Source organism: Stenotrophomonas sp. GD03930, assembly GCF_029839665.1.
GTDB lineage: Bacteria > Pseudomonadota > Gammaproteobacteria > Xanthomonadales > Xanthomonadaceae > Stenotrophomonas > Stenotrophomonas forensis.
Window position 1 is genome coordinate 1045215 of sequence record NZ_JAOCAV010000001.1, and the last position, 25969, is coordinate 1071183.

24 protein-coding genes are annotated in these 25969 nt (G+C 61.8%); 7 read left to right on the top strand and 17 right to left on the bottom strand.

Annotation, left to right across the window (positions count from 1 at the left end):
• Window positions 1–34: 34 nt before the first annotated feature.
• The 7 genes from N5C18_RS04855 to N5C18_RS04885 form a co-directional block, all read right to left on the bottom strand.
• A complete protein-coding gene (locus N5C18_RS04855) occupies window positions 35–1369 on the bottom strand; it encodes an MFS transporter (protein WP_033836038.1) in 1335 nt (444 codons plus the stop codon).
• Between the two features lie 97 nt (window positions 1370–1466).
• Window positions 1467–4712 carry a CusA/CzcA family heavy metal efflux RND transporter gene (locus N5C18_RS04860; protein WP_014645518.1) on the bottom strand — a complete coding sequence of 1082 codons (3246 nt, stop codon included), beginning with the start codon at window positions 4710–4712 and terminating at the stop codon, window positions 1467–1469.
• Window positions 4712–5887, bottom strand: coding sequence for an efflux RND transporter periplasmic adaptor subunit (locus N5C18_RS04865; protein WP_014645517.1), 1176 nt, complete (start codon window positions 5885–5887; stop codon window positions 4712–4714). Before N5C18_RS04865 ends, N5C18_RS04860 begins: the two co-directional genes overlap by 1 nt.
• Window positions 5888–7111, bottom strand: a complete 1224-nt coding sequence (locus N5C18_RS04870) for a TolC family protein (RefSeq protein ID WP_033836037.1) — start codon at window positions 7109–7111, stop codon at window positions 5888–5890.
• An 87-nt stretch (window positions 7112–7198) separates the two neighbouring features.
• Window positions 7199–7762, bottom strand: coding sequence for a sigma-70 family RNA polymerase sigma factor (locus N5C18_RS04875; protein ID WP_049429827.1), 564 nt, complete (start codon window positions 7760–7762; stop codon window positions 7199–7201).
• Window positions 7763–7776: 14 nt separating this feature from the next.
• A complete protein-coding gene (locus N5C18_RS04880; protein WP_087948687.1) occupies window positions 7777–8205 on the bottom strand; it encodes a periplasmic heavy metal sensor in 429 nt (142 codons plus the stop codon).
• Between the two features lie 505 nt (window positions 8206–8710).
• Window positions 8711–8992, bottom strand: a complete 282-nt coding sequence (locus N5C18_RS04885; protein WP_033836035.1) for a hypothetical protein — start codon at window positions 8990–8992, stop codon at window positions 8711–8713.
• A gap of 72 nt (window positions 8993–9064) precedes the next feature.
• Here N5C18_RS04885 and N5C18_RS04890 point away from each other — a divergent pair, with 72 nt between their 5' ends.
• Window positions 9065–9679: a hypothetical protein gene (locus N5C18_RS04890; protein ID WP_033836041.1), complete on the top strand. Its 615-nt coding sequence runs from the start codon at window positions 9065–9067 to the stop codon at window positions 9677–9679.
• A gap of 1487 nt (window positions 9680–11166) precedes the next feature.
• Here the strand turns inward: N5C18_RS04890 and N5C18_RS04895 are convergent.
• Both N5C18_RS04895 and N5C18_RS04900 read right to left on the bottom strand, forming a co-directional pair.
• On the bottom strand, window positions 11167–12222 hold the full coding sequence (locus N5C18_RS04895) for a hypothetical protein (protein ID WP_158229108.1): 1056 nt from the start codon (window positions 12220–12222) through the stop codon (window positions 11167–11169).
• Window positions 12212–14602: a hypothetical protein gene (locus N5C18_RS04900; protein WP_130768356.1), complete on the bottom strand. Its 2391-nt coding sequence runs from the start codon at window positions 14600–14602 to the stop codon at window positions 12212–12214. Before N5C18_RS04900 ends, N5C18_RS04895 begins: the two co-directional genes overlap by 11 nt.
• Window positions 14603–15953: 1351 nt before the next feature.
• Here N5C18_RS04900 and N5C18_RS04905 point away from each other — a divergent pair.
• Together N5C18_RS04905 and N5C18_RS04910 are read left to right on the top strand one after the other, a co-directional pair.
• The gene (locus tag N5C18_RS04905; protein ID WP_004153561.1) at window positions 15954–16226 is read left to right on the top strand and encodes a hypothetical protein; all 273 of its coding nucleotides are present in this window, start codon (window positions 15954–15956) and stop codon (window positions 16224–16226) included.
• 158 nt (window positions 16227–16384) lie between these two features.
• Window positions 16385–17071, top strand: a complete 687-nt coding sequence (locus N5C18_RS04910) for a hypothetical protein (RefSeq protein ID WP_279943964.1) — start codon at window positions 16385–16387, stop codon at window positions 17069–17071.
• Window positions 17072–17077: 6 nt separating this feature from the next.
• Here N5C18_RS04910 and N5C18_RS04915 read toward each other — a convergent pair whose 3' ends face one another.
• Window positions 17078–17452, bottom strand: coding sequence for a glyoxalase superfamily protein (locus N5C18_RS04915; RefSeq protein WP_279943966.1), 375 nt, complete (start codon window positions 17450–17452; stop codon window positions 17078–17080).
• A gap of 210 nt (window positions 17453–17662) precedes the next feature.
• Here N5C18_RS04915 and N5C18_RS04920 point away from each other — a divergent pair, with 210 nt between their 5' ends.
• Window positions 17663–18307, top strand: a complete 645-nt coding sequence (locus N5C18_RS04920; protein ID WP_053508954.1) for a DUF2306 domain-containing protein — start codon at window positions 17663–17665, stop codon at window positions 18305–18307.
• Here N5C18_RS04920 and N5C18_RS04925 read toward each other — a convergent pair.
• The gene (locus N5C18_RS04925; protein ID WP_279943967.1) at window positions 18293–19420 is read right to left on the bottom strand and encodes an AraC family transcriptional regulator; all 1128 of its coding nucleotides are present in this window, start codon (window positions 19418–19420) and stop codon (window positions 18293–18295) included. The genes N5C18_RS04920 and N5C18_RS04925 overlap by 15 nt on opposite strands.
• 123 nt (window positions 19421–19543) lie before the next feature.
• Entirely contained in the window at window positions 19544–20218 is a 675-nt protein-coding gene (locus N5C18_RS04930) for an Ivy family c-type lysozyme inhibitor (RefSeq protein ID WP_279943968.1), read from the bottom strand.
• 113 nt (window positions 20219–20331) lie between these two features.
• On the opposite strand from N5C18_RS04930, the gene N5C18_RS04935 reads away from it, so the two are divergent.
• A complete protein-coding gene (locus N5C18_RS04935; protein WP_279943969.1) occupies window positions 20332–20808 on the top strand; it encodes a nuclear transport factor 2 family protein in 477 nt (158 codons plus the stop codon).
• Between the two features lie 142 nt (window positions 20809–20950).
• Here N5C18_RS04935 and N5C18_RS04940 read toward each other — a convergent pair whose 3' ends face one another.
• From N5C18_RS04940 to N5C18_RS04960, 5 genes are all read right to left on the bottom strand, one after another.
• Window positions 20951–21976: an NAD(P)H-dependent glycerol-3-phosphate dehydrogenase gene (locus tag N5C18_RS04940; RefSeq protein WP_005407597.1), complete on the bottom strand. Its 1026-nt coding sequence runs from the start codon at window positions 21974–21976 to the stop codon at window positions 20951–20953.
• Window positions 21977–21996: 20 nt separating this feature from the next.
• Window positions 21997–22515, bottom strand: coding sequence for a protein-export chaperone SecB (gene secB, locus N5C18_RS04945; protein ID WP_004153553.1), 519 nt, complete (start codon window positions 22513–22515; stop codon window positions 21997–21999).
• Window positions 22516–22615: 100 nt separating this feature from the next.
• Window positions 22616–23053, bottom strand: coding sequence for a rhodanese-like domain-containing protein (locus N5C18_RS04950; protein WP_004153552.1), 438 nt, complete (start codon window positions 23051–23053; stop codon window positions 22616–22618).
• Between the two features lie 57 nt (window positions 23054–23110).
• Window positions 23111–23536: a hypothetical protein gene (locus tag N5C18_RS04955; protein ID WP_164241547.1), complete on the bottom strand. Its 426-nt coding sequence runs from the start codon at window positions 23534–23536 to the stop codon at window positions 23111–23113.
• 32 nt (window positions 23537–23568) lie between these two features.
• On the bottom strand, window positions 23569–24036 hold the full coding sequence (locus tag N5C18_RS04960; RefSeq protein ID WP_008266702.1) for a YiiD C-terminal domain-containing protein: 468 nt from the start codon (window positions 24034–24036) through the stop codon (window positions 23569–23571).
• A gap of 35 nt (window positions 24037–24071) precedes the next feature.
• On the opposite strand from N5C18_RS04960, the gene N5C18_RS04965 reads away from it, so the two are divergent.
• Entirely contained in the window at window positions 24072–24881 is an 810-nt protein-coding gene (locus N5C18_RS04965) for a uroporphyrinogen-III synthase (protein WP_279943970.1), read from the top strand.
• A 107-nt stretch (window positions 24882–24988) separates the two neighbouring features.
• Window positions 24989–25966, top strand: coding sequence for a uroporphyrinogen-III C-methyltransferase (locus N5C18_RS04970; protein WP_053508961.1), 978 nt, complete (start codon window positions 24989–24991; stop codon window positions 25964–25966).
• The last annotated feature ends 3 nt before the right edge of the window (window positions 25967–25969 follow it).

The window sequence follows — 25969 nt, forward strand, 5'->3', positions numbered from 1 at the left end:
AAGTGCCCTCTCGCGCCCCTTGTTCAAGTTTCCGTCATCCAGGCCAACGAGGGTGCACGTCGTCGATGACATACCGATGTGAGTGCTTGCCGTTGGAAGAAGCGTGTTCCGCCCAGTGGGGATGGTCCGCAGCCAGATCGTCGTGACCGTGGGAGATCTCGTCCGGGTCATGGGCGGGCCAGATTCTCCAGGCGAACACGAATCCGGCGATGCCGACTACTGCCAGTGCCATGATCGCCACTGGCATTCCAAACTTCGCACCCACGGCTCCCGCCAGAGGGTAGGCAATCAGCCAACACACGTGGGAGAGAGAGAACTGCGCTGCGAACAGGAATGGCAGATCGGTGGATTCCGCTGATCGCCGCAGCAGTCTGCCGCCAGGAGTCACCAGCCCCGCATAGCTCATCCCCAACAATGCCCAGCCGGCGAGCACGATGGGCCAACCTATGGAGGAGGGCGAGAGCAGCCAGGTAAGCCCGAGGGTCACAAGTACGATGCACATTGCAAGGGCTGAGGAGAGCATCACGCGCCTGTCAGCCACCCGATCGAGAACCTTGGGGAGGACAAGCGCCGTCAGCATCGAGCCGCCACCGAAAGCTGCCAGCGCCCATGCCACCTGTGACTCTGCTCCGCCGAGAACGTTGCGCACCACAACGACGGTGTTCACGAACACCATGGCGCCGCCGGCGGCCGCACACAGATTAAGGGCAAGCAACCCTTTCAGCCTGGGCGTCTTCAGGTAGATCCGCATTCCTCGAATCGCGCGGGCGTAGGGACCGTCCTTTCTTAGGGACGGAGCAACGAAGGGGAATGCAGTTGAGAACACCAAGATGGCGGATATCACGAAGCCTACGGACGTACCAGCGAACAGGCCGTGGAAGCTGATCAGCGTCAGCAGAGCAGCGGCCAACGCGGGACTCAGCAGGCTCTCCAGGTCATAGGCCAGGCGCGACAGGGACAGTGCTCGGGTGTAGTCGCGTTCCTCCTTCAGGATTTCCGGGATCGTCGACTGGAACAGAGGGGTGAAGCACGCCGAGGCCGACTGCAGCAAGGCAATGAGCAGGTACACCTGCCAGATCTGGTTGACGAACGGCAGACAAAGCGCCGCGCCCGCCCGCACCAGGTCGAGGGCAATAAGCACCGGTTTGCGTAGATTTGCCGGGACGATCGCTCCGGACAGAGGGGCCAACAGCACGTAGACAATCATCTTGATTGCCAGAGCCGTACCTAGCACAGCGCCCGCCTCAGCCCCCGCCAAGTCATAGGCCAAAAGAGAGAGCGCCACGGTAGCCAAGCCCGTGCCGATCAGCGCGATAACCTGCGCAGCGAACAGGTTCCTGAATGTTGGAAAGCGTAGGACCTCGATCATGGCTCACCTCTAGATGGAACAGTGGAAAGCGCCGCTGCCCTGCGGATCGTAATCCGATCCGCAGGGCAGGACGTGAAGCCGTGGAAGGGGCTTGCGCTCAATCGACTTCGGGTACCGGCAAGGGGTCTTCAATGCCCGCGGCCTTCCTGCGCGCAGTTCTTCGGAGTACCAGCCCGCACAGCGCAGGCAGCACGAACAGCGTCAGTACGGTTGCCGTGGCAAGACCCCCGATAACCACTGTAGCCAGTGGCTTCTGCACTTCGGCGCCCGTACCTGTTGCAATCGCCATCGGGACGAAGCCCAGGGAGGCAACCAGCGCGGTCATAAGAACCGGTCTAACGCGCTCCATTGCACCCAGTTCGACCGCCTCATCTGGCGGAAGCCCCTCGTGCAGGCGTTTCTTGATCGCGGAGATCAGAACCAGGCCGTTGAGCACCGCGACACCAGATACCGCGATGAAGCCCACAGCAGCTGAGATCGAGAAGGGGATTCCTCTCAACGCCAATGCGAAGAATCCACCGGCCAGAGCAAGTGGCACCGCAGTCAGTACCGTACCTGTCAGCAAACCGTTGCCAATCGCCATGTAGAGGACGGCTGCAATGAGAATGAAGCAGAGAGGCACAATAATCGCCAGTCGCTTCGTTGCTGCCTGCAGATTCTGGAACTGCCCGCCCCATTCGATCCAGGAACCCGTGGGCAACTGCACCTGCTGGGCAATAGCCGCCTTGGCGTCGTCAACGAAGCTACCCAGGTCACGCCCGACCACATTCGCTTCCACATAGATTCGACGTTTGCCATTGTCGCGGCTCACTTCGTTCAGACCCTGTGTGAAGCGGAAACTGACCAATTCACGAAGCGGAACAGACTGACGGCCTTCCTGACTGCCTGGCGGCAGCATAACCGGAACGGCTCCTAGTACATCGAGATCGCTGCGGTCCACACGGGGCAGACGAACCACCACGTCGAAGCGCCGATCACCTTCGAAGATCTGGCCCGCCATGCGACCTGCCAGAGCAGCAGACACTGTGTCGGCCACTTCCTTGACGGTGAGTCCGTAACGGGCGATCGCGGCCCGGTCGAACGCCATGTCAAAGGTCGGGAAGCCTCCCGTCTGCGCCACACGGACATCCGATGCGCCCGGAATCTTCTTGAGGACGGCCGCAATCTTGTCAGCGCTGCCGGCAAGCGCCGTCAGGTCTTCGCCATAGATCTTGACTGCAACGTCGCTACGAACGCCGCCGATCAGCTCATTGAAGCGCATCTCGATGGGCTGGGTGGCGTCATAGTTGTTACCAACAAGAAAGGCTGTCTTTTCTCGAATCCTCTCGATCACCTGCTCTTTGGTCTTCACTCCATCCGGCCATTGGTCCTTGGGCTTGAGGATCACGTAGTTGTCGGACGCATTGGGCGGCATGGGATCTGCGGCCAGGCTTGCGGTACCGGCCTTGGAGTACACCGTCTGTACCTCCGGCAACGTCATCAGTGCCTTCTCAAGAGGAAGGTCGATGGCGACGGACTGCTCGATCGATGTGGACGGGATGCGAACGGAGGACAGGTTGAGATTCTGCTCATCCAATGTGGGCATGAACTCCCGACCCACAAAGCCAAAGGCCACAACGCCGGCCACCAGGACGCCAAGACCACCGGCCAGGTAGGGCATGGGTTGGCGGATTGCGCTGCGAAGCATCGGCTGATAGCGGCTCTTGGTAGCAGCTACTACCCGTACTTCCTTCTCGGAAATGTGGCCCTTGAGCATGACCGCCACCATCGCCGGAACGAAAGTGAGGGAGAGCACGAATGCAGAGGCCAGCGCCAGCATCAGGGTAATGACCATCGGAGAGAACATCTTCCCCTCGACGCCCTGGAAGGTCAGGCAGGGCACGAAGACCAGGAAGATGACCGCCTGCCCATATACGGTCGGGCGGACCATCTCCTTGGACGAGGCGATCGTTTCATGCAGGCGCTCCGATAGATTGAGCGGGCGCCCAAGTGCATGCTGTCGCTCTGCCAGGCGGCGCAGTGCGTTCTCGACGATGATGACCGCGCCGTCGATGATCAGGCCAAAGTCGAGCGCACCCAGGCTCATCAGGTTGCCAGAGATCCCGAGCTTGTTCATGCCGATCGCGGTGATCAGCAGGGACAACGGAATCACCAATGCAGCAATGACAGCAGCTCGCCAGTTTCCGAGCAATGCACACAGGATGACCACGACTAGAAGAGCGCCTTCGGCCAGGTTCTTGGCGACGGTCTTGATCGTTGCGACAACCAGCTGGGATCGGTCCAAGGTGGGAACAATCGTCACGCCCGGCGGCATGGTCTTGCCGATCTCCTGCAGCTTGTCACCCACCGCCGCCGCCACAGTTCGGCTGTTGGCGCCAACCAGCATGAGTGCACTGCCGACGACAGTCTCGTATCCATTGCGGCTGGCAGCACCGCGGCGGAGCTCACCGTCAACGACCACACGTGCGACGTCACCCACCGTTACGGGAACTCCGTTGCGATTGCCCACAACGGCACGGGCAATCTCGTCCACGGAGCGGATGCGGGCGTCTGCGCGCACCAGATAGGACTCGCCCGACCTCTGGATGTAGTCTGCTCCGACCGACAGATTGGCATCCTGCAACGCGTCGGCCAGGTCGGTATAGGAGAACCCGTACTCCGCGAGCTTGCTCGCATTGGGCTCAACGACATACTCCTTGACGTAGCCGCCGAGGCTGTCGACGTCTGCTACGCCTGGCGTCGTGCGCAGCTGAGGCCGCACAATCCAGTCCTGGACTGTGCGCAAGTAGGCCAGACGTGCCATGTTGTCCGTCAGCCGTTCCCCTTGATCAGTCAGGAACGAACCGTCGCTTTGCCAGCCAGGCTTACCATCATTTCGCGGGGCATCTTTGCCATCTGGGTGGGTGAATTCAACGCTGTAGTGGAATACTTCGCCCAACCCGGTCGAAACCGGGCCCATCAGTGGTTCGGCACCCTCCGGCAACTGGGGCCGAGCCTGAGTCAGACGCTCGGTGACCTGTTGGCGCATGAAGTAGAGGTCTGCGCTCTCATCGAAGATCACCGTGACCTGGCTGAAGCCGTTGCGCGAGAACGACCGGGTGTTCGCGACGCCCCGAAGTCCTGCCATCGCGGTCTCGATCGGGTAGGTAACGCGCTTCTCGACCTCCACTGGACTCAGCGTCGGGATGACGGTGTTGATCTGGACCTGCTTGTTCGTGATATCCGGAGTCACGTCGATCGGTAGCAGGTTCAGTTGCCACCCGCCGATCACCGCAATCACCAGTGTGATCAACAGAACCAGCCAGCGGTGCCGTACGGCACCCGTGAGTACTTGCTCGATCATTACTCGTCTCCGCCCGACTTTTTCATCTCGGCTTTCACCAGAAACGCATTACGGGTAGCAACCGGGGTTCCCGCAGTGACGCCAGAAAGGATCTGCGCCATACCACCGCTACGGAGGCCAATGAAGACCGGCTGTGCAGTGAACCCCTTACTGGTTCTGACGAAGAGGACGTCTTTTCCGTCGATGTTCTGGACCGCCTCTTCCGAGACAGACAGCCCCTCACCCGATCCGGAAGCGGTGACCAGCCGGACCTGCACACCGTCACCCACAACCAATCCGTTCGCCTCTGCGCTCGGGGTGATTACGACTGTGGCAGCCCTTGTCAGCCCACCTACGGCGGCAGCAACTGAACGGACCTTTCCTGAGGTGACGCTTCCGTCGGAGCGGGTAATGGACACGCTGTCGCCGGCCTTGATCCGACCGGTGTCACCCGCACGAACGGAGGCCTGAATCTCCACGCCATTGGAACCTGTGACCCTATAAAGGGAGGCCTGCGGCTCGACGAAAGCGCCCAGAGTCACTTGCGAGCTGCTGATGGTTCCATCGATAGGGCTGATGACGTTGACGCTACCTCCTCCATCCACATTGGCGGTGCGTGCCACCAGGGCAGCGCGTTGTGCTTCTGCTTGCGCTGTGAGATAGGCGGCGCGACTCGCCTCAGCCTCTTGTCGTGCCAGCACGCCCTGTGCGAGCAACGACTCATCGCGCTTGACGTTCTTTTCGGCGAGGGAGAGGCTGGCGCTGGCCACACGAAGGTCAGCCGCAATACGGGCCCCATCAGGGCTGGCTACGCGTGCCAGCACTTCGCCCTTCTTCACCTTGTCGCCCACCTGCCGGATGACATCGGTGACGTTACCGGCCGCACGTGCCACCACGACGGCCTCACCACCGGGGATTGCCACGACCGAACCCGATGCGGTGATATTCGCCGCTACCTGAGCGGAAGTGACGGGCTCCACCGAGATCCCGGCAGCGGCAAGATACTCCTTGGGAATCGCGACTTCCTGAGCTGCCTCCGCCTCCGCCGGCGCACTGGCGCTGGCTTCGTCTTTCGCGGGGTCGACCACCGTCTCTGAAGGGGCGGATAAGCGTGCAATGCCAAATCCCGCGCCAAGCGCCAAGGTAGCCACGCCGATCATCGTCAGGGTGTTAACAGCCGGAATACTTCTCTTCATCTACATGTCTCCAAAGGCAATCTGACCGCTGGCCACGGCGAGCGATGCGTAGGCGGCAACGCGTGCGAGTCGTGCATCCACCACGCTCAGCCTCGCGTCCGTCAGCGTGCGACGGCTAAGCAGCAGCTCAACCAGTGGGGTTCTACCGGCCTCGTATCCCAAGCGCGCCATTCGGTAGGCTTCCGTGGCTGCTTCCTCTCCCTTGGAGGCAGCGATCAGTCCTCGCTTGGCGGCGTCAACACGCGCAAGCGCAGTCGCACGGTCCGCCTGGCTCTGGAGGCGTGCTGCATCCAATCGAGCACGGGCGGCGTCGCTCCGTGCTCGAGCCGCGCTGATCCCGCCGCTGTTCCGGTCAAACAATGGGATGCTCAGAGACACGCCGACGACCAATGCGTCCCCACCGGCGGCGAAGTTGCGACGGCCTGCGGTGAGGTTAAGGTCCGGTGCCCGCTTGAAGCGTTCAGTGCGCAGAACCGCATCGCTCGCATCGACGTCTGCCTTCGCAGACAGGACAGATGCCGAATCGACGTTCGCAATTGCGGGCGCAACCCACTCGCGCACCAGGAGTGACTCGGACGTGCCTGAGTAGGGTTCAGCTCTTCCCGCCAGTACTGACAGTTGCTCGAGAGCTGCAGCCGCCTCTGCCTCTCTTGAGGCGGCAATCGCTTCTGCTGAGCTCAAGCCGGCCTGGGCTTGTGCTACGCGCAGGCTGGCCTCCTTTCCTGCGTCAACCAGCGCCTGAGCTGCCTTCAGGTCGCCTCTGGCGCGATCAACATCTTCGGCAGCAATGTTTCGCCGTATCAGCCCAGCCTCGGAAGACGCGTAGGCAACAGCCAAGGCTGCGGCGAATTCGACTTGTGCCTGGTGCTGGCGAGCTTCGGCCGCCTGCAGCCCTTTCTCTCCCGCCTGGATTCGAGCCCCACGTTGGCCAAAGATCTCGAGTGGCTGGCTGATGGTGTAGGTCGTCTGCCGCTGGCTCGCGCCATTGCTGGGGGGAGCGTTGAGATTCTCTGCGAGGGCATCAATGGTGGGGTTACGTAGCGCTCGCGCTTGGCGGGCTTCGCCCGCAGCGGCAGCTGTGTCGAACCCCTTTTCCTGAAGGAAGGGGGATTGGGCCCTGCTCTGCTCGAGCAACGCGCTGAAGTTCGGGGCGTCCGAGGCATAGGCCGCAGAGATACTGGTCAGGGCCAGCATCACCGTCAGGGCAAGCAATGATGGTTTCATGAGGATCCGGTGCAGTGGGGCCGCAATCTCGGCCGTCTTTCTGCACTACGCGGCCTGCGCGGCCTTCCCCTCGAATCCGGCGAAAATTTATTTCCCGCGGCTCAGTGCATCTGTCAGCTTGGCCCGTGCTCTCAGTACGCGACCCTCTATTGTTTTGAGACTGATACCCAGGGCGGAAGCTGCTTCAACCTGGGAAAGGCCGACGAAGGCAGTCAGAACCAGGGCTTCACGCAGGCTCGGGTCGATCGTGTTGAGAACCCTTCTTACTTCTGCGAGCTCAAGCTGAGAGCCGGCAACCTGCTCTGGCCCGGCCTGCTCGGAATGCAGGGCGCGTCCTTCCTCGTCATCCAAAGGCTTGGCCCGGAACAGGAAATGGCGGACGCGTCGAAACCGTTGCGTATCACGAACCTTGTTGATTCCAATACGCATCAGCCAGGGAAGTACCGAGCGCGTCGGATCGTACTCTGACAGGCCTCGCCAAGCGGCAACGAATGTCTCCTGCACGACATCATCGACGTCGGTTTCGGGCAGGCCCATGCCTCGAACCATCTGCTTGATTGCTGGCGAGTGACGGCGGACCAGGCGAGCGAAGGCCTCAGCATTACCTGCCGCAGCTTCAACTGCCCAGTTGTTGTCGTCCTCGATGGTCACAACGTTTGTGTGGCTCAGGGAGAGTCGGTGCGAAGTGCTTCAAGGAGTGCCTTGTCGTAGGCCGGCCGGTGCTCGGGTTTCAAGCCCTCGCGCATCTCGAACACATGCTCGAGCGTGATGCGCTGGAGATCGCCCGCAGCCCGCTCCACCTCACGACTTGCACGTTCCACCTGGGGGTTCCATTTGGGGTCAGCCGCGATGGCGTCCGCCAGCTGGCGGTTGGCAATCCGCAGGCGCGCTTCGATCTCACCTCGCCTTGTTGCGAACAGCTGTTCCTTGGCCTGGAGGATCTGCTTCTCCGAGTCGTCCAGAGGCACCACGGCGTGAAGGCGTTCATGGAGATCGCTGTGCCCAGGATTGAGCGAGTGCCAGGTCCAGCCGATAGCCAGCGCGCACACGACGCCAATGATGGCGCCAGCGATTGTTGCCAGCGGCAGCCTCATGAGGGGTCCGATTGCCATCAGCGTTCCACCAGTAGAGCGTATGGGGACATGGAAGCTGGGGCCGCGACCCATGTCGGGCGCGAGGGTGCCTGGGTGACAAAGAAGGCGGAGCCTACTCCTCCGCAGGTAAGCACCGCCGCGAGCGCGGCGCATGCGAGTGCCCGGCGGAACTCTCGCTTACCGGCCCATTGCGAAGGGGAAGCTTCTTGGGACAAGCGCTGAACTAGCACATCAGTGGCCTGCTCATTGCCGCAGGGCCGAGTGGCAGCCGAGGCCCTTGTCAGCCATTCATCTACGTCACTCATTTGAAGTTCTCCTCATCTGCCCTTCTTTATACGCACGCCAATCCCCCTTCCCCTCAAAGCTGCACATCAGTTCCCTCCAGCATTCGTGCTTGAGTTCCCCAAGTCCCGCCCTGAAGTTCCCCAAGTCCCGCCCTGAACCGTCCAGAAAGCCCTGCTCTGGGCTGGGAGGCAATGCCACCTCAGATCGAGGTCCTGTTCCCCTAATCACCGACCTTGCCGCCCCGCGCCTCAATTTGCTGAGTCAACACCGAGAGCAGCTGCTGGAAGGCCGCGTTGAAAATCCACCCGCCCTCCGGCCCGTGAGCCTCAGTGATCCCAGGAAGAATCGAGGCCCAGGCTCTCGATAACAAGTCTGGATACGGATGCGTGATGATTAGCGTCCGCACCCCGTACTCCAGGGCCTTCAAGTAGCCACGGTGCGCCGCAAGATCTGTCTCGCACGCCTCTAAGCGAGCCTTTAAGTCAGAAATCTCAAAATTCATTCCAATGTGCTTCTAGATGGACAATCGTCACAATCCGCATGATATTGCCGCAAGCCAGTGGAGCGCGCGCACTTGAGTATCCTGAACGTCCTGCTTAGCCCTGAACGGATGCTGGTTGCAGTTGACACTCTCGCCGAGGATGCACTCACCGGCGCCAAATCGTCCGGCGCGAAGTTCTTATTGATTCCACAACACAACGTGGTGCTTGCCTGCCGCGGTAGCACTCAATTCTTCCTTCGGATCTACGCACTTATGCTGCAGGCCAGCTTTCGGGCGGACTTCACAATGGAGCAGCTAGCCAAGGAACTGACATTGGTGATCGACCAGCTTTGGCCTGAGTACGAGAAGGCAGCCCTTGAAGCAGGCCTGTCGAGGCAAACCCTAGGCACCGAACTGGTACTTGGAGGGTGGTGCCCACGCGCCGGACGAATGATAGCCACCGCCTACGCCAAGTCCAACAGCACCGCAGCAACGGTGGTGCAACCCTTGGTCGGAGGTCTGGCGTCACCCGGCGAGCCCTTGCGGGCCATGCCTGACAGCTTTGCGGCGGATGCGGTAATTGAGGCGGGCAGGATTCAAGCGGCATGGTTAAACAGCGCCGCTGGCCGGCAGGTCGCAGGTGGTCGCCTGCTGGCAATCGACCTGCGCCAAGGGCGATCGGTCGTCCAAGATCTTGGACAGCTCTGATGCTCTGCGCATCCGTCGACGTAGCAAACAGCACTTATGCCACCCTTCGGCACTATTGCTGACACCTCGCAACCGTGGAATGCACTCGTGTTCGTCAGGCAGACGGGGCATCTAAGACCAAGAGACTTCTAAGACCACCAGGAAGGCTTCAGCTCATAGATTGGGTATACGAGCTACGCCCTTCATCCCTCCCACTGGGAGAAGAAGGCTACAGGCAAGTTCCGCGGATCGCACGATGTTCGATGCGACATCCATCTCGATGTGGATTCGTTTTGCCACGGCTTCGGATATCAGCAGCTGTCCTTGTAGCGAAAGTTTCAACTGACATGCAAGACGAAATGCTCTGTTTATCGTTCTTCGCGAAACACCGCGAATCATCATCTGTTGCCGCCTTAGCCGGACCGCATAGTGAGCGTGGTGGTGCGGTAGGCCAGACTTGAACGACCCTCGTCTTCCGCTCAGCTGCGCAAGCACCTGGAAGGATGGAAGGACGCACTGGTCATCACCAAGCAGAGCGTCAATCAATCGAGCAAACTCTCTTCGCTCATCTGCCACTCGACCGCGTCCTAGTGGGAGCTCCGGATTCGATCCAATTCCAGGCAGAAGTTCGGACGCAGATTCGATAGGCTGGAGAAGAATGTCCAAGACAGAAACGCACTGATTTGCCGATAGATTGAGTAGCTCATTGAACTCTAATCGACTCGGATCATTCCTTCTAAAGAGTCTGAAGCAATTCACTCTAGTCCAGCTCTTGTAGTCAGAATAGCTTGCAGGCAAGCGTGCAGGAGGTCGGTAATCCAACTTTCGCCCCTCGCCTCTAGCCACGACTGCCTCTATAAACACCTCCAAGTTCGAGAGTTCAAGCCTCTGATTTGGATGATTTGAGCACCAAGAGATCAGTTCCTCTATGCACTGATTGATCCAGCGCTGAGTCGGGTTCGCCGAGTCAAAGCGTGTGCGCCTGTCTAGGCGATCTCCGCAGGATGGGCACTTTCTCAATGCAATGCTCTTCAACTTCCCGAGTCCACAATTGGAACAGCTGTTCTCAATCCTGGCGTCGTGCAGCGAGCAGTGAGAATAAGCATCGAAGCTCCAAATCAGCCTCTCTGTGGCGCTCTCGTCCATATCGCTAGCTCCGATGCAAATCGGACACCAAGCGGCGTGTCGACTCCAGCTCGCTGCCCTTGAGGAGACGATCTCTGAGAGTCCATACAAAGTAGCACCGACAAGTGACTGCCCAGTCAGCTTCTCTAGTGAACGCGCACGCCGTACTGACACAGGCCCGAGCCCATCGAGTCTGCGCTGATCAATGTATCTAGACGGCACCTCCGACGAGTGGGTGTCGATAAGCTGAAGCATCTTGCACCACGAAATTCCGCTGAGCTTAGCCAAGCGATTTGCGTATCCATTGAGCGACTCTGTCCAGGGAGTACCTGCATCACGAAGCTCAAGAGGTGGAAGTACCGTCCATCTTGGTGGTTCCATCCTCACAGATCGCCTTCGCTAGGCAATGAGCCCTTGATGGTCAAGAAGTCCGCTAGGCGTAGAGAACGCTTGCCATCGGCAAGTCTATTGAACGCGTCTATCTCTCCCCAGAGCAGCCTGTGATTCCTTTCGGTTCCAGACGCTGCTCGCAGATGCCCGAGCTCGATGGTATTGGAACCATTGCGACAACGCTCTTCATTCGCCCGCATCAAGTACCGCAGAGTTGGGCCAAAAATTCCTCCTCCATTGAGAGCAATGAGCTCTAGGTTTTCCTGGAGAAGGCTACCTTTTGAAAGTGGAAATCCCTTGCCGATCGCCTTGATCAGAGAGGCGTAGGATCGCAGGTCGTCATTGTCATTCAGACCGTACGGACGCATATAGAGAACGTCAGATCTATTGAACACCTCTTGGGAATCCTCATAGAGCGTGGACGCTTCATGGGTTCCTATCATGATCGCCACACAACCAATTTCTTCAACAAGCGCCATGATGCCAAGCATGTAGTTGCGTGAACTCTGACTCTTCGGAACCCTGCAGATGTTCGCAGCCTCCTCTATGACGATGTACCTCAATCCGCGAATTCTAGACATGCGCTCAAACGAAAGACGAAGGTCTCTCTCCGCTGTTCTCGCGCGCACTTCACGCCAGAACACTGAAGAGGCTCGCCGCTCTGCGGCCACGTGCGTTTGGTCAGGATCGCCACCGGTTTCCATAGCATTAGTCCAGCTAGTGTCGGGCTCAGTTATTTCCTGATGTAGGCGCAAAGCGAAGTCTTTCGGATTGAACTTGTCGCCCTGATTCAGGATTGCCCTTACGGAGATCAGCGGCAAGTGGCCTGTTGGCCAAAGTTGGGGATTTCCTCCGAGCTCAGGCAACAGCTGCCGACGCAACTCGCTCTTTCCTGACCAGGAGGGCGCTATCAACCAAACAAAGTCTCCTGGCCGAGCTCTCGAAACTGATTTCAGTAGGCTGTGCTGGGTAGTTAGAAAGCGCTGATGTGGTATGAAAGGGAAGCTCATCTCATCAGCTGGAAAATGGGGCAGGATGCTAGCGTCCATGCGAATCCCCTTCCACAATGAGATCGGGGAGCTCATCAAAGTTGACGACCAATCTCGCTTGAACCTTCGATCGACTCGCATTTGGCGGGGCTTGCGTTTCCTTTCCACTTGCTAGCCCCATATCATTGGCTCGCTGCCTGGCGTTGGCCATGCTCGTCCTCTCATAGTTCTTACGCTGCAGCTCCTCCTTCTTGCTCTCAACATCCGGCGTGATGAACTGCTCCCACATTGCCTCGAAGTGACGATCCTGCTCGGAGTAGTGACCAATCTCCGAGACCTTCGAGCACCATGCCTTGTAGCGTCTCTTCGTGGTCTGAATCCAAACGAATGAAATATCCTCAGGATCACGCCGAGCACTGAGGATCTTCTCTTCATGCGCGCGCGACGCGAGATCCGCGTTCGTGTAGCTTCTCCTCCAGTGTCTGATCCCCCTTGTTCTTTCATAAGAGCATGATTTCAATTTCACTGAAGTTTGAAATAGGAAGTCATCGTCTACAACCGTTGGTATTCCAGAGTTTGGAGCAGTCAACTGACTGTTCTCAAATCGCTCTCGCGCACCTGCGAAGCCATCCACGGGCATCTCGGGCATCAGGCTGTACAGAAGGTGGTGAATTTCGGATTCTACGGTCGAGAAATCTAGGCGCGCGGTCGATCTGCTTTTGAATTTTCCATCGACACTTCTACCGGCTTTATCTGGCTTTGTGCTCCCAATCAATTTGTGGCTGACCATGGAATTGATAAGCCCTTGAACCGTCTCACACTGTGAGTTGAAGCGACTCGCGCCTGTCGGCACTGTGAGTATGGAGATGCCATAGGTTCGACAGAGATCACCTAAGGCTGACTTCAGATCAGTGCCTCGATCGATCACGATTGCGTGTGGAAGCTTCGCGTGCTCGCGCACATAGTTCCTCAGCAAAATTAGTGGCCCTTCGCGCCGAGCGGGACCGAAGACAAAGGCATGGGCCATAACCTTAGACGACGCTTCGTCACGGCCGCAGTACAGTACCGGGCAGTGGTCTTGCTGCCCTTCGTCTTCTTGTGTAAAGACTCGGTTGTCAACCTTGGTTGCATCGATGTGCAGGACAGAGTGCACAGCAAGCGCTTGGCCTGATCTAACCCGAGCGTCGGAACGCGGCCTATTTGCTTGATAGTTTCGCTTACCGCCGACAGCAAGATCACGTTGCCCCCTTGAAACGGATCGAACTCTTCTGACGAGCGCCTTCCGGCCAGGCACAGGAACGCCAGCGCACTCGCACTGCAGGGCTAGCTCACGATACAGATCGGCTAGCGTCGCAACCTTACCCTTTAGCCAATGTGAGCCAATGACTCCGCGTACAAGTTCTGATTGCGCGTGAGTGAGACGACTGGATCGGTTCCCGCACTTTGCGTAGTTGGTGATGAGATCATCTAGAGGATTGCGACCCTCTGCGCGCGCTAGTCTCACCCGCTCCTCCAACTTCCTCATCTTGGGTGTCGCTCGCTTTCCTTCACGAGCAAGGCATTCAAGCTTCTTCAGCCTTGCAACTGCCTTTGCCACATCAACTGAACTTGCGAGCGCAACTGGGCCGCTAGCTTCGGCATACAGGTTGTTGATGTTCTTACAGCACTCGGCCGCAATCGCCTCCGCCTGCTCTTGACTTAGGCTTAAGAGAAAGTTGCGCGTATCGGTAATCGGTATGTGCCCTATGGGCCCGTGGACTAGCCTATCCGCCAAGAGTCCTGCTGCGACCCCAGCGTTGAACCAAGGGATCTCTTCCATAAGAAACGCGATGCTTTTTGGCCCCATGTAAAGCTGCTTTTCCACCGCAGCAAAGCCCTCTCGGCGCACCATTGAGAGATCTTCATCCCAGTTTTGGTAGATGAACTGCAAGTTCCTATGGTATCGGCTGATGTTGCTGGGTGAGGCCCAGATCTTGTACTCGATCCCATGGGATGCTGCCCATCGCTCATACACCAGATTGCGATATTTCCCACCGTCCAGCACCCACTCTTCGGGCTTTCTCTCCACAAGAGTGCTGAGCTTGGAGATGGGCTTACATTCCACGATTTCCACGGAGGACCGTCGAACCACAAAGAAGTCTGCATGGGCGGTGCACACATGATTGCCGCGCCTTATGCCACGACAAGTGACCTGGCAAACATATGAGATGACGTCAGGATCAATTTCTAGCTCATATGCAAATGTTTGCTCGACTGTATGGCTTTCCAGCCTGCGAACATCGCGACACTTTCTTGAATAGAAGTCGACGACCACATTGTCCAGTGCATAGGCGCCAACGCTGCGCCCTGGTTCCTGGCCAAAGAGCTCGAGTGCGAAGGACCTATCTTCTACTGATAGATCTAGCGTTCTTAGATGATCCCTCAGCTGATCTGGGGTCATTGCCATCTCCCTCATGGTGGGAGATGGCTGCACGGCCCCCTCCCGCTTTGACGAGCACTTGAAAGAAGCACGGGTCGGGAGTAGATTCAGCTACGCGGAACTAAGCGCTAGCTGCGAACAAGCCCTGGCCTGCCAGCCAGGGTTTGTTGTTTCTTCTCCCCAGAGATCTTTCTTACTTAGCTCATTGCACGGGCTCCTTGATAGGTGCCTGCCGAAGGGACAAACGTCCACGGCGACCTGGAAAGTTCACCGCTTCGATGCCTAAGCGCCCCTGCACTGCAGCTCGTCTACCTGCATCTAGGCTACGGAATCCAAGTAGCTGCCTGGCATCCCCCACGCGAACACAGATCCCAGACTCATCAACGATCCTGTCTGCCAGTTCCTCTTCTGAGGACGCTTCAAGTGCCGCTCTTTGCAGGGAAAGTGCGTTCATTCCTCCAACATACGCAAACCAATGCTCGTTGCAAGCTCGTTGAGTCCCTCTGCATTTCGCAAGCCATAAATGGTTATACCTCCTTTAAAATCAATCCATTACAATCCTTGAAGCCTTAGTACGTCGAGCGTTCTCCGGACGAGTCGAATGCTAGATTGGAGCCCATTGCGCGAGTGGAACTAACAGTGGCTTTTCATTTGTGGGTCCATGCCACATTGATTAGCGACTTCTTGCATTGCGCGTTGCGTCCATCCGAGATCCGTGCTGCCTCACTAGGTTCAGCCACGTCTTCACAACCTTGCATCGGAATCCAGGTAGGTGGCAGACGCCAGCAGACTGCACGGTCTGGAGAGCGGATATTCATTCGCGTACCCATAGTTGGTTCAGCTATGAAAGAAGTCTCCAACTATGCAATCATTTCCTTCGATATCAATTAGCTACGCTACGAGCGCCCCGACTATGGGGCCAAAGTGCTAATAGTCGGTGAATGTAGAGCCTCGGCTGCACCCAACTATGAGGCCAAAACGCGCTCTAACTATGGGCACGTGGCTAATTGGCAGCGGCCGCACTCACGGGCTGAACGATTGCTTCGGCCATCGCATTTCCCGCGAGTGCGTTGCCCAAGCGACGAACAGGCATGCCGCGCTTCGGCAACGCTGCAGCTATGCCTGACGCAAGCGGGGCCGCGTGTGTCTGCCAAGCGAGGATTCCCGCTTCATGCTGATGAATTGGCGGATATGAAGAGGCGCAAGGCGCTTCGATGACGTAGATCTGCTCGCCTGATTCCGCTTGTTAATGTTGGGTCAGCAGCAGGCTTCACAGCCCATCCACGTACTCAAATTGCAGCTGAAAGCGCTTGTCAGCGCCGGGAACAAACGCCGCTATATTCCAGCTTCCCCAGACGAAGGAGGGAGTGCAATGAACCTGAACCCGCAACACATGAAGTCGGCCCGCGCACTTGCTGTCGCGCTCATCGCCACCGTGAGCCTTGGCGCTTGCGCCTCTTACAAGAACGAGTTTGCAACCATCAACTCGCGTCTCGATCAGCTCGACGTAAAGGTGCAGGGCGCCGCGCAGAGTGCGGAGTCCGCCAACCAGTCCGCACAGCAGGCCAACCAGCGCCTCGACCAGATCGAAGGCCGCGTCCAGCAGCTTGAAAGGGCACCCGCCGGCCGCAAGCCGCGCGGGTAACCGCTCCCTCACCCCTTGAATTGATCGACCTCAGTATCGGGAACCAGTGGCCTTCGCCGGCCACTGGCATCCTTCCAGCCGAAACTGCATTGCCAAGGAGTCGTCCCATTCGCACCTACTCCTCCCCCGCACGCCGCGTCCTGCATGCCGCACTGGTCATGGCGCTGGCCGTTGCGTGCAGCGGCGTAGCCAACGCCAGGGACAAGGACGCACCTGCACCACCGGTGGCCGCCGTTGATGAACTTCCGCCTGACCAGAACGTGTCCGAAACCGTTATCGAACTGGCCGGCTGGGTGGTCGCCAGCAAGGACAACCAGGGCTATCCCTTTGCGGTCATGGACAAGGCGGCGGCGCAGGTGCTGGTCTTCAGCGGCGACGGCAAGCTGCGCGGCGCGGCACCGGCGCTGTTCGGATCGGCCATCGGCGATCACTCCGCACCCGGCGTCGCCAAGCTCGCGCTGAGTGCGATTCCAGGCCACGACCGCACCACGCCTGCCGGCCGCTTCATCGGCGCCTACGGCCCCTCTGACGATGCCGGGCGCGTGCTGTGGGTGGACTACGATTCCGCGGTCTCAATGCACCCGTTGCCTCCAGGCAGCCCGAAGGAGAAGCGCGCCGAGCGGCTGGCAACACCGACCCCGGACGACAACCGCGTCACCCATGGCTGCATCAACGTCTCGCCCGCGTTCTACGAGCAGATCGTGCAGTCCACCTTCGAGAAGGGCGGCGTGTTCTACATCCTGCCGGACAAGGATTCGATCGCGAAGACGTTCCCGGCGTTCGCGCAGAGCAGGGGGGATGCGGAGGACCAAGACGAAAAGGGTGCGCGGCACGCGAGCAAGTAACGCGCGCTAACGAGCGCTGTCCCTGTTTTCCATGACCTGCCCGATGCTGAGTTCATTGCCACTTGGGTCCGCCAGGCGGAAGTCGCGCATGCCGTAGGGTCTGTCCCCGATCGGGACGACGATCGTGACACTCGATCCTTCAAGGAACCGGTAATAGTCGTCGATACCGGATACGACCAGATAGGCATGGGCTGCGCCTGCCGGCTTGCTCCCGGACCGTTGGGTGAGGGTGATCTCCACGCCGTCGCGGCAGACGGCAGCAATGTCGGCGGGATCACCCCACGACCACGCCAGTTCGAATCCGAGCGTGCCGCAGTAGAACGCGATCGACTCGCCAAGATGGTCTACGGACAGGATGGGAGAGATGGACTCGATCTTCATGGGCGCGGGAACCGTTCCATGTTCGGGTGTTGGCCGATCATAGCGTCCGGCCGGCCTCAGGGCCGGGCCCCTGGAACAGCGTTGGCATTGTCGATGGGTCGCCCTGGCCGCACTCCTCCGCCGGTCCCGGGTACGACTCCGCCGATCCGGACGATTTTCCCGTACGTCGCACCCACGCTGGAACCTCGATCACCAATGCGAGGTTCCGAGATGCCACACCGCTTCCCCAAGGTTGCCCACTGGACGGCAGGGCTGGGCTTCGCCCTGCTGTGCGCCGCCGTGGCCACCTACGCCTTCACCGTGCTTTACGGCCAGCCGCACGCGGACAACCCGCTGCAGATGAAGTTCGCGGCGGCGGGCCTGGACGTACCCGCCCACCTCTTTGGCGGCGGGCTGGCCTTGTTGCTGGCGCCACTGCAGATGAACGGATGGATCCAGCGGCGTGTCCCCCGCCTGCACCGGCTGAGCGGTGGGCTCTACGCGTGCGGAGTGCTCGTGGCCGGGCTGGCCGGCTTCTCGCTGGCCCTGCATGCAGAAGGCGGCGCCCCCACCAGCATCGCCTTTGGCTTGTTGGCGCTGGCATGGATGGCCACCACCAGCATCGGGATCGGCTACGCGCTGGCCGGCAACCTCGCCAGGCACCAGCAGTGGATGTGGCGCAGCATCGCCCTCACCGCGTCTGCGGTGACGTTCCGGTTGATCCTGGGCATCGGCCTGGGCGTGCTGCATCTGCCTTTTCCCCCGGTCTATCTGGCCGCCGCCTGGGGATGCTGGGTGTTCAACCTGGCACTCTGCGAACTGGTACTGCGCTGGCCGCGGCGACCGCCGGCCACTGCATTGTCAGCGGCTCGGTGATTGCCGGGTGCCCGCCATCGCATGGCGCTTGCGGAAGGCGCTGGGTGTTTCACCCAGCTGCCGCTTGAACGCCGCGTTGAACGTCGATTTCGAGGTGAAGCCGCAGGCATAGGCGATGTCGAGAATGGTCCGGGTGTCAGCGCCATCGGCCAGATGGGAAGCGGAGGCTTCAATCCGCTGGCGGTTGATGTATTCCCAGAAATTCCCGCCGAAGCGGCGGTTGATCACCGCCGACACCAGGTATTCGGGGTAGCCGGAGCGTCTGGCCAGCTGGCCGATGGTGAGCGCCGGTTCACGGTAGAGCTGCTGTTCGGCCATCAGCTGCGACAGGCGCACTTCAACCTCGGCAACGCGTGCATCGTCGCTGGCCGGTACTACTTCGCGGTTGGCGGGTGCCGGTTCCGCAACCGGCTCGACCAGCACGGCCGGCTGGGTGAGGCTGAAGTAGCCCATCAGGAATACCCACGCTGCAATGAGGCCGTAGATCAGCGGATAGTCGATCCAGGGAATCCTGACCAGCCATTGCGTGGTGGCAATGAGCCAGATGAGGATCTGCGAGATCGCCATCGCATCGATCCAGTGCAGCGACATCCGGTCCGCATCCGAACGCCGCCGCAGCAGGCCGCGCCGGTAGCGGCCGACCCGCAGCAGACCGGCAATGACATAGGAGAGGCTGTACGCGTACAGCACGATGTTCAGCCGCATCCATTCCAGTTCCGCGATGCCCGGCAGCGTTCGCGCCAGCATGCCCTCGGCCGGCACCAGCCCACGCAGGAAGAAGCCTGCATGCAGCGCCAGCACGATGATGAATCCCGAAAGATGCACAGCATCGCGCCAGCGTACGGCCCTGGCCTCGGTCAGGACCCTGACGTAGACATAGAACAGGCTGCCGTACAGGAACGGGAACAGGCCGACGAACCGCAGCGCCTTGGTGGGTGCCGGGTAGGACGGATCCCAGTAGAGCGCCTTCACCGCCAGATCGATGCCGATCAGCGCGATCCACATCGCCAGCACCCGGTTCGCCCCGGCATTGGCCGGCCGCCGCCACAGGGCCAGGGCAAGCAGCGCGGCCTGCGCGGCGCCAATGGCGAAGACGACGGTCCAGAAAGCCATGGAAGGAGGCCGGTCGGCAACGGGATGGGGGGGGAAGCTTAGCAGCCGGTTTCCGGGCAGAAGAACAGGACGAATGGCCTACGCCCGCCCCGGCATGAGCGGACGTTCCCCGCCGGCATCACCTCATTCGCAGAGCGCGCTGTCTTCCTTCAATGCGGCATCATCCAGCGGGCGGAGCTGTTCGATCTGCTCGCGCTGTTCGGCCGTAGGCTCGCCCAGCCACCACACCCGGCAGCGCGCGGTGAGGCGGCCGACCATCTTCGACTGATCGGGCGAATACAGCATCGCCAGCGCGGTGCCGGGGCAGTCGTGGGCCTGGCAGGCGGTGTAGAACCACCAGGGTTCGCCCTGAAGCACCAGCAGCTCGCCAGGCCCGCTGGGGCCGCTCAACAGGCGTTCGCGCAGCGACGGGATGTCCTTGTCGGCGGATTCGGCGGCCTGCGTGCCCTTCATCAATGCATCGAACGCGGCCAGCACCTTCGGGTCCTTGCGGCCACAATCGTCCACCGTGTTACCGCCCACCAGGGTGAAGAAATGGGTCGCCAACGGGTTGTCCTTGCAGGTGAGCTCACGGCCGACACCGGAGTCTTCCGGCTCGCCTTCGCTGTCCCACACCGACGGATCCACTCCGTCCTCGATGGACGGTTCACTCTCGACCACGGTGGTCGTCGCTGCCGGTGTTCCAGCAGGTGCGGCGGGTGCCACCGCAGGCATCGTTTCGACGGCCTTCTCCGGTGCCTGTCCGCAGGCCGCCAGCAGCGCGACCATCAGTGCCATCCCTGCAACTTGAAACTTCATTCCCTTTCCTTGTCTGATCTGCGATGCATGCGCCACGCCGGCGGCAGCGTGATTCTAACCAGCGGCGCGCTAGGATGCGTTCGCCGCTCCCGTCATCGCCAGGACCTGGACGCATGCGCCGTACACGACTCGCCGTGATCTTCTGCAGTGCCCTGCTGCTGGCATCGCCGGCCATCGCCCACGATGCTGAAGGCGCGAAGCCTGCACCACCGCTTCCCGATACAACCCTGCCTGCGCCGCTGCATCGCGTGCTGCGCGACTACGAACAGGCGTGGCGCAAGGGGGATGCAAAGGCGCTCGCCCGGCTGTTTGTCGAGGATGGCTTCATCCTGCAGAGCAACCAGGCGCCGGTGCGCGGACGCAAAGCCATCGAGGCGGCGTATTGCGGCCAGAGCGGCAGCCCGTTGCGGTTGCGCGCGTTGGCGTATGCCGTGGAAGGCAACGTCGGCTACATCATCGGTGGCTACACCTTCGGCAACAACGTGGGGGACACCGGCAAGTTCACGCTGACGCTGAAGCGCGTGGGCGATGGGCCATGGATGATCTTCTCGGATATGGACAACGGCAACGCGCCGCCACGGGCGCGGTGATGGATTCCGCCGGGCATGGTCCGGCGCTACTGGGCGCCAACCAAGGTTGGCGGCTACCAGAAGCGGTTTCCGTCGTAGATCCACGCCATGCGTGGATGGGGTGCATAAAAAAAACCCCGGCGCATGGCCGGGGTTTTTCGATTCACTTGAACAGCGTGTCCGGATATTCCGGCTTCTGTTCCCGCGCCAGCAGCGCGCGCAGGCCTTCTTCCGGCGTCTGTTCGCCGTGCAGCACGGCACGCACGCGGTCGGAGATCGGCAGGTCGATGCCATGGCGGCGCGCCTGTCGCATCACTTCGTCGGCGGTCTGCACCGACTCGACCACCTGGCCGATCTCGCGCACGGCATCCTGCAGCGTCTGGCCACGGCCCAGGGCCAGGCCCAGGCGGCGGTTGCGCGACAGGTCGCCGGTGCAGGTCAGCACCAGATCGCCGAGGCCTGCCAGGCCCATCAGCGTTTCCGGCTTGGCGCCGATCGCCGCGGCCAGGCGCAGCATTTCGTTGAGGCCCCGGGTGATCAGGCCGGCACGGGCGTTGAGGCCCAGCTGCATGCCATCGGCCACGCCGGTAGCTACGGCCAGCACGTTCTTCATCGCGCCGCCCAGCTCGGCACCGACCATGTCGTCGCCGGTGTAGGCGCGGAACGCCGGGCCGTGCATCGCCTCGGCCACCGTCTGCGCGAACTCGGGCACGTCGCCGTGCACGGTGATCGCGGTCGGCAGGCCCTGGGTCACTTCCTTGGCGAACGACGGCCCGGTAACAACGGCCAGCGGCACGTCCTCACCCAGCACTTCGCGCGCCACTTCATGCAGGAAGCGGCCCGAACCGGGCTCGAAGCCCTTGGTGGCCCAGGCCACGCCGGCACCGGCCGGACGCAGCGGCGCCAGCGCGCGCACGGTTTCGCCGAACGCGTGCGACGGGGTCACCACCAGGATCCAGGCCGCACCTTCCACCGCCGACGCCAGATCGGTGGTGGCACGCAGGCTGTCCGGCAATGGAATGCCCGGCAGGTAGCGCGGGTTCTCATGGCGCTGGTCGATGGCTTCGACCACGGCCGCATCACGCCCCCACAGCACGGTCGGGTGACCGTGCCGTGCGAGCAGGCTGGCCAGCGCGGTTCCCCAGGAACCGGCGCCGAGCACGGCGATCTTGTCAGCGGTAGTGCTCATCCGTGACGTCGCGGCAGGAATCAGGCGTTGCCGGCCGGCTCGGAGTCAGCCAGCGACGGTGCGTCGCCCTGCTCCTGGCGCTGGCGCAGGGTTTCCGCGTACAGGCCTTCGAAGTTGATCGGCTGCAGGAAGAACGGCGGGAAGCCGCCGGCCTGGATCAGGTCGCTGACCAGCTGGCGCACGTACGGGAACAGGATGTTCGGGCACTGGGTGCCGAGCAGCACGTCGATCGACTGCGGGTCCAGGCCGACCAGGCCGAACACGCCGGCCTGCTTCACTTCGGCCACGTAGGCGGTGCGCTCACCGGCCTGGCAGGTCAGGGTCACGGCCAGCACGACTTCGAAGGCGTTCTCGCCCAGGCGCTGCACCTGCTGGTTCAGGTTGAGCTGCAGTTCCGGCTGCACCTGGTCATTGAAGATGGTCGGAGCGTTCGGCGACTCGAAGGAGACGTCCTTGACGTAGATCTTCTCGACGGTGAAAGCGGGGCCGGTGGCGGCATCGACCGGCGCAGCGGCGCCGTTGGTGATCTCTTCGGACATTTCCAGTAACTCCAGATAAATGCAATGAAAACGAGGGTCGAATTACTGCGATGGGGGCGGCATCAGGCCCATACAAGGCCGGATGCGCCACCTGCGGCAATCAGTTGCGGCCCTTGACCAGCGGCAGCTCGGCCTGCTGCCAGGCGGGAATGCCGCCATCGAGCACGTAGACCTTTTCGAAACCGGCCTTCTTCAGCGCCTTGGCGGCGGTTTCCGAGGCGTTGCCGCTGCGGCACACCAGCACCACCGGCGACTGTTTGGCATTGGCCACCAGCTTGTTGTCCGGGCCGAAGGCACTGGCCTGGGCGTTGCGGCTGCCGGCGATGTGGCCCTTCTCGAAGTCACCGCTGGCCGACAGGTCGACCACCACCGTGCCGCCCGCGTTCATCAGCTGGGTCAGTTCGGCGGGTTTGATGCCCTTGAAGCCCCGGAACAGGCGGCGGATCTCGGTGACGATGATGGCCACGGTCAGGCCGACCAGGGCCGCGGACAGCATCGGGTTTCGGCCTGCAAAGGCCAGCAACTCTTCGTAATTCACTCAGGTCACGGGTCGATTAAGCGGGCGCCGATTGTCGCACAAGCCGGACGCGGCCCGTCACTGCCCCTTCCACAGGTCCGGCAGGCCGGCGGACTGCCACCAGCGCTTGGCCTCCGGGTCCCAGCGCCAGCGCTCGACCACGACCACGGTGCGCTCGGCCTGGGTGTTCTGGTTGATCACCCCGATTTCGACGCGACGCTCGACCTCGCCCCCATCCAGCGAGGCGCTGCTGCGCTCGCGATAGGACGACACGCGCAGCTGCGCGTAGCGGTTGAGCTCGAACTCGGTCGGCGGCTTTTCCTTGCGCAGCTTCGGGTCCAGGTAACCGATGGCATCGTCCATGCTGCCCCAGCGGATGGTCGCCCCGTAGGCGATCTGGGTCTCTTCCAGCAGCTTGCGCTGCTTGCGGCTGAGGTCGTCGGCCGAGGCCACGGCGCTGGCCAGCAGCAGGGAACAGATCAGGAACTGGATGAGGCGGCGCATCGGTGGTTTCCCCAGAACGTCAGCCTGCCATCCTACCCTTTGGCGAAGGCAACGAAGCGACCGCTGAACTCGGCAGCAGGCTTGCCGTCGGCACCGGGCTGGGTGGCGATAATGCTGATGCGGGCCTTGCGGCGCTGGCGGAAGGTATTCAGGAAGGCGTCCCAGCCGCTGGCTTCGGCGGCTTCGGCATGGGCGTGCAGGTCTTCGTAGACCGGTGCCAGGTAGCGCAGGTTGCTGTCGGCCACGTAGACCTCGGCATCGTGGCCGGCCAGGCGCAGGCGCAGGCTGACCAGCGCCCAGCCGGACAGGGTCAGTACCGAGGCCAGGCTGCCACCGAAGGCGTTGCCCTTGTCGTTGACGTTGGCGGCCAGCGGCGCGGTGATGCGCAGCACGCCATCGGCATAGCCGTCGAGCTGGATCTGCATGGCGCGGACCGCTGGCATGCAGTCCAGTACGTCCTGCAGGGCGGCCAACGAGGAAGTCAGGGCATCAACGGACATCGGAGCAGCGACCACGACAACGAAGGGCCCGCATAATGCAGGCAATGGCCGACCATACGATACCCACTGGCGCCGCTGGCTCCGACGCGGCCTGGACCCTGATTTCACTGCGCCCGCAAGGCCAGCATGTGGCGCTGCGCCGCGCCGTTGCTGGGCTGGGCGGGCATGTTTTGGCCCTTTCACCGTGGCGGTTGCAGCGCCTGCACGGCACGCCCGTGGTGCGCCAGCTGCAACGCGCGCTGAACTGCGATCGCGTGGTGTTCACCAGCCCGGCCGCGGTTGCTGCGGCCGCTTCCCTGCTGCGGCTGGCCGAGGCGCAGCGCAGCCCGTGGCTGACGGTGGGCGAAGGCACCGCGCGCGCGCTGCAGGCACACGGCATTTCCGACGTGCATGCACCACAGCGGATGGACAGCGAAGGCCTGCTGGCGCTGCCGGTACTGGCAAACGTGCAGGGCCTGCGCATCGGCCTGGTGACCGCGCCCGGTGGCCGCGGCCTGATTGCCGCGCAGCTGCGGGCGGCCGGTGCCAGCATCGAACGCGCCGACGTTTACCAGCGGCGCCTGCTGCGCCTGGCGCCGCGCACGCTGGCGCGACTGGCGCATTCAGCCTTTCCGTGGGTGCTGGCGGTCAGCAGCGGCGAAGCGCTGCAGCATTTCTGGCAGCAACTTCCAACCGCATTGCAGCAGCGCCTGCAGGCGCACGCGACCGCAGTGGTGGCCAGTGATCGCCTGGGTGAACAGGCGCGGGCGCTGGGCCTGCAGCACGTGGTGCGCGCGGCCGGCCCCACCACCGCACAGCTGGTGGCGGCTGCACACGCCACGCTCACCGTCCCGGCAGCGACCTGAACAGGGACGTGGGTCACGCTTGCCGCTGTCGTCGGCAACAGTGATGCTGTGCACAACGCGGCCTGCCGGTCCCCCACCACCGGCGACGTTGCCGACAAGGAAGCCCGATGAACGACACTCCGCCCGTTTCCCTACCCCGTCGCTCCGCACGCTGGCTGCTGCCGCTGGCCGGTGTGGCCGTGCTCGGCGCGGGCGGCTACGCGGGCTGGTACTTCTGGCAGCAACAGCAGCGCGAACAGGCGGCGCAGGCGCAGACCACCGCCGTGCAGCTGCAGGGCCTGGAGGCCACGCTGGATGCGCTGCGCCGTGACCAGCGCGCGACCAGCCAGCGGCTGCAGGACGCGGCCACCACCAACCGCGTGCTGCGCGACGAGATGCTCGGCCTGTCCCAGCGCAGTGCACTGCTGGAAGAAAACCTGGCCAAGCTGGCCGACAGCGCCAACCAGGGCCGGCAGGCGGTGCAGCGCGACGAGGCCGAGTTGCTGCTGACCCAGGCCGCGCAACGCCTGAACTACGCCGACGATGTGGATGGCGCACGCCGCCTGTATGCCCAGGCCGCCACTGCGCTGGCCGATCTGCCCGACAGCGATGGCCTCAACCTGCGCCAGGCGCTGGTGCAGGAACGTGATGCACTGGATGCGCTCGGCGCCGGCCCGCGCGTGCAGTCGTTGCAGCGCCTGGATGCATTGGCCAAGGCCTTGCAGGGCCTGCCCTCGCAGGTGACCGGCAACGCTGCGCCGCCGACCGCCAGAGCCTGGTGGCAGGCCACGCTGGCACCGTTCGTGGACATCACCCCGAGCCGCCAGAACGGCCCGCTGACCGCCGCCGAACGCCGCAATGCCGACGATGCGCTGCAGCTGGAACTGACCCTGGCGCGCGCCGCGATCGAGCGCGGCGACCGTGCTGGCCGTGATACCGCGTTGGTACGCGTGGAGCATTGGGCGCAGCGGCGCTGGCCGGATTCACCGGCCCTGCGCGCACAACGTGCTGAACTGAAGGCCTTGCGCGAGCTTCCGCTGCAGGCCAGCAACACCGTTCTTGGCAGCACCCTGCAGCAACTTCGCACCCAGACCGACCGGAGGTAATCC

What these genes read in the sequence shown, in the direction of transcription:
- N5C18_RS04855 (WP_033836038.1), bottom strand. Translation starts at nt 1,369, where the DNA reads ATGATCGAGGTCCTACGCTTTCCAACATTCAGGAACCTGTTCGCTGCG.
- N5C18_RS04860 (WP_014645518.1), bottom strand. Translation starts at nt 4,712, where the DNA reads ATGATCGAGCAAGTACTCACGGGTGCCGTACGGCACCGCTGGCTGGTT.
- N5C18_RS04865 (WP_014645517.1), bottom strand. Translation starts at nt 5,887, where the DNA reads ATGAAGAGAAGTATTCCGGCTGTTAACACCCTGACGATGATCGGCGTG.
- N5C18_RS04870 (WP_033836037.1), bottom strand. Translation starts at nt 7,111, where the DNA reads ATGAAACCATCATTGCTTGCCCTGACGGTGATGCTGGCCCTGACCAGT.
- N5C18_RS04880 (WP_087948687.1), bottom strand. Translation starts at nt 8,205, where the DNA reads ATGAGGCTGCCGCTGGCAACAATCGCTGGCGCCATCATTGGCGTCGTG.
- N5C18_RS04885 (WP_033836035.1), bottom strand. Translation starts at nt 8,992, where the DNA reads ATGAATTTTGAGATTTCTGACTTAAAGGCTCGCTTAGAGGCGTGCGAG.
- N5C18_RS04895 (WP_158229108.1), bottom strand. Translation starts at nt 12,222, where the DNA reads ATGGACGCTAGCATCCTGCCCCATTTTCCAGCTGATGAGATGAGCTTC.
- N5C18_RS04900 (WP_130768356.1), bottom strand. Translation starts at nt 14,602, where the DNA reads ATGACCCCAGATCAGCTGAGGGATCATCTAAGAACGCTAGATCTATCA.
- N5C18_RS04905 (WP_004153561.1), top strand. Translation starts at nt 15,954, where the DNA reads ATGAACCTGAACCCGCAACACATGAAGTCGGCCCGCGCACTTGCTGTC.
- N5C18_RS04910 (WP_279943964.1), top strand. Translation starts at nt 16,385, where the DNA reads ATGGCGCTGGCCGTTGCGTGCAGCGGCGTAGCCAACGCCAGGGACAAG.
- N5C18_RS04915 (WP_279943966.1), bottom strand. Translation starts at nt 17,452, where the DNA reads ATGAAGATCGAGTCCATCTCTCCCATCCTGTCCGTAGACCATCTTGGC.
- N5C18_RS04920 (WP_053508954.1), top strand. Translation starts at nt 17,663, where the DNA reads ATGCCACACCGCTTCCCCAAGGTTGCCCACTGGACGGCAGGGCTGGGC.
- N5C18_RS04925 (WP_279943967.1), bottom strand. Translation starts at nt 19,420, where the DNA reads ATGGCTTTCTGGACCGTCGTCTTCGCCATTGGCGCCGCGCAGGCCGCG.
- N5C18_RS04930 (WP_279943968.1), bottom strand. Translation starts at nt 20,218, where the DNA reads ATGAAGTTTCAAGTTGCAGGGATGGCACTGATGGTCGCGCTGCTGGCG.
- N5C18_RS04935 (WP_279943969.1), top strand. Translation starts at nt 20,332, where the DNA reads ATGCGCCGTACACGACTCGCCGTGATCTTCTGCAGTGCCCTGCTGCTG.
- N5C18_RS04940 (WP_005407597.1), bottom strand. Translation starts at nt 21,976, where the DNA reads ATGAGCACTACCGCTGACAAGATCGCCGTGCTCGGCGCCGGTTCCTGG.
- secB (WP_004153553.1), bottom strand. Translation starts at nt 22,515, where the DNA reads ATGTCCGAAGAGATCACCAACGGCGCCGCTGCGCCGGTCGATGCCGCC.
- N5C18_RS04955 (WP_164241547.1), bottom strand. Translation starts at nt 23,536, where the DNA reads ATGCGCCGCCTCATCCAGTTCCTGATCTGTTCCCTGCTGCTGGCCAGC.
- N5C18_RS04960 (WP_008266702.1), bottom strand. Translation starts at nt 24,036, where the DNA reads ATGTCCGTTGATGCCCTGACTTCCTCGTTGGCCGCCCTGCAGGACGTA.
- N5C18_RS04965 (WP_279943970.1), top strand. Translation starts at nt 24,072, where the DNA reads ATGCAGGCAATGGCCGACCATACGATACCCACTGGCGCCGCTGGCTCC.
- N5C18_RS04970 (WP_053508961.1), top strand. Translation starts at nt 24,989, where the DNA reads ATGAACGACACTCCGCCCGTTTCCCTACCCCGTCGCTCCGCACGCTGG.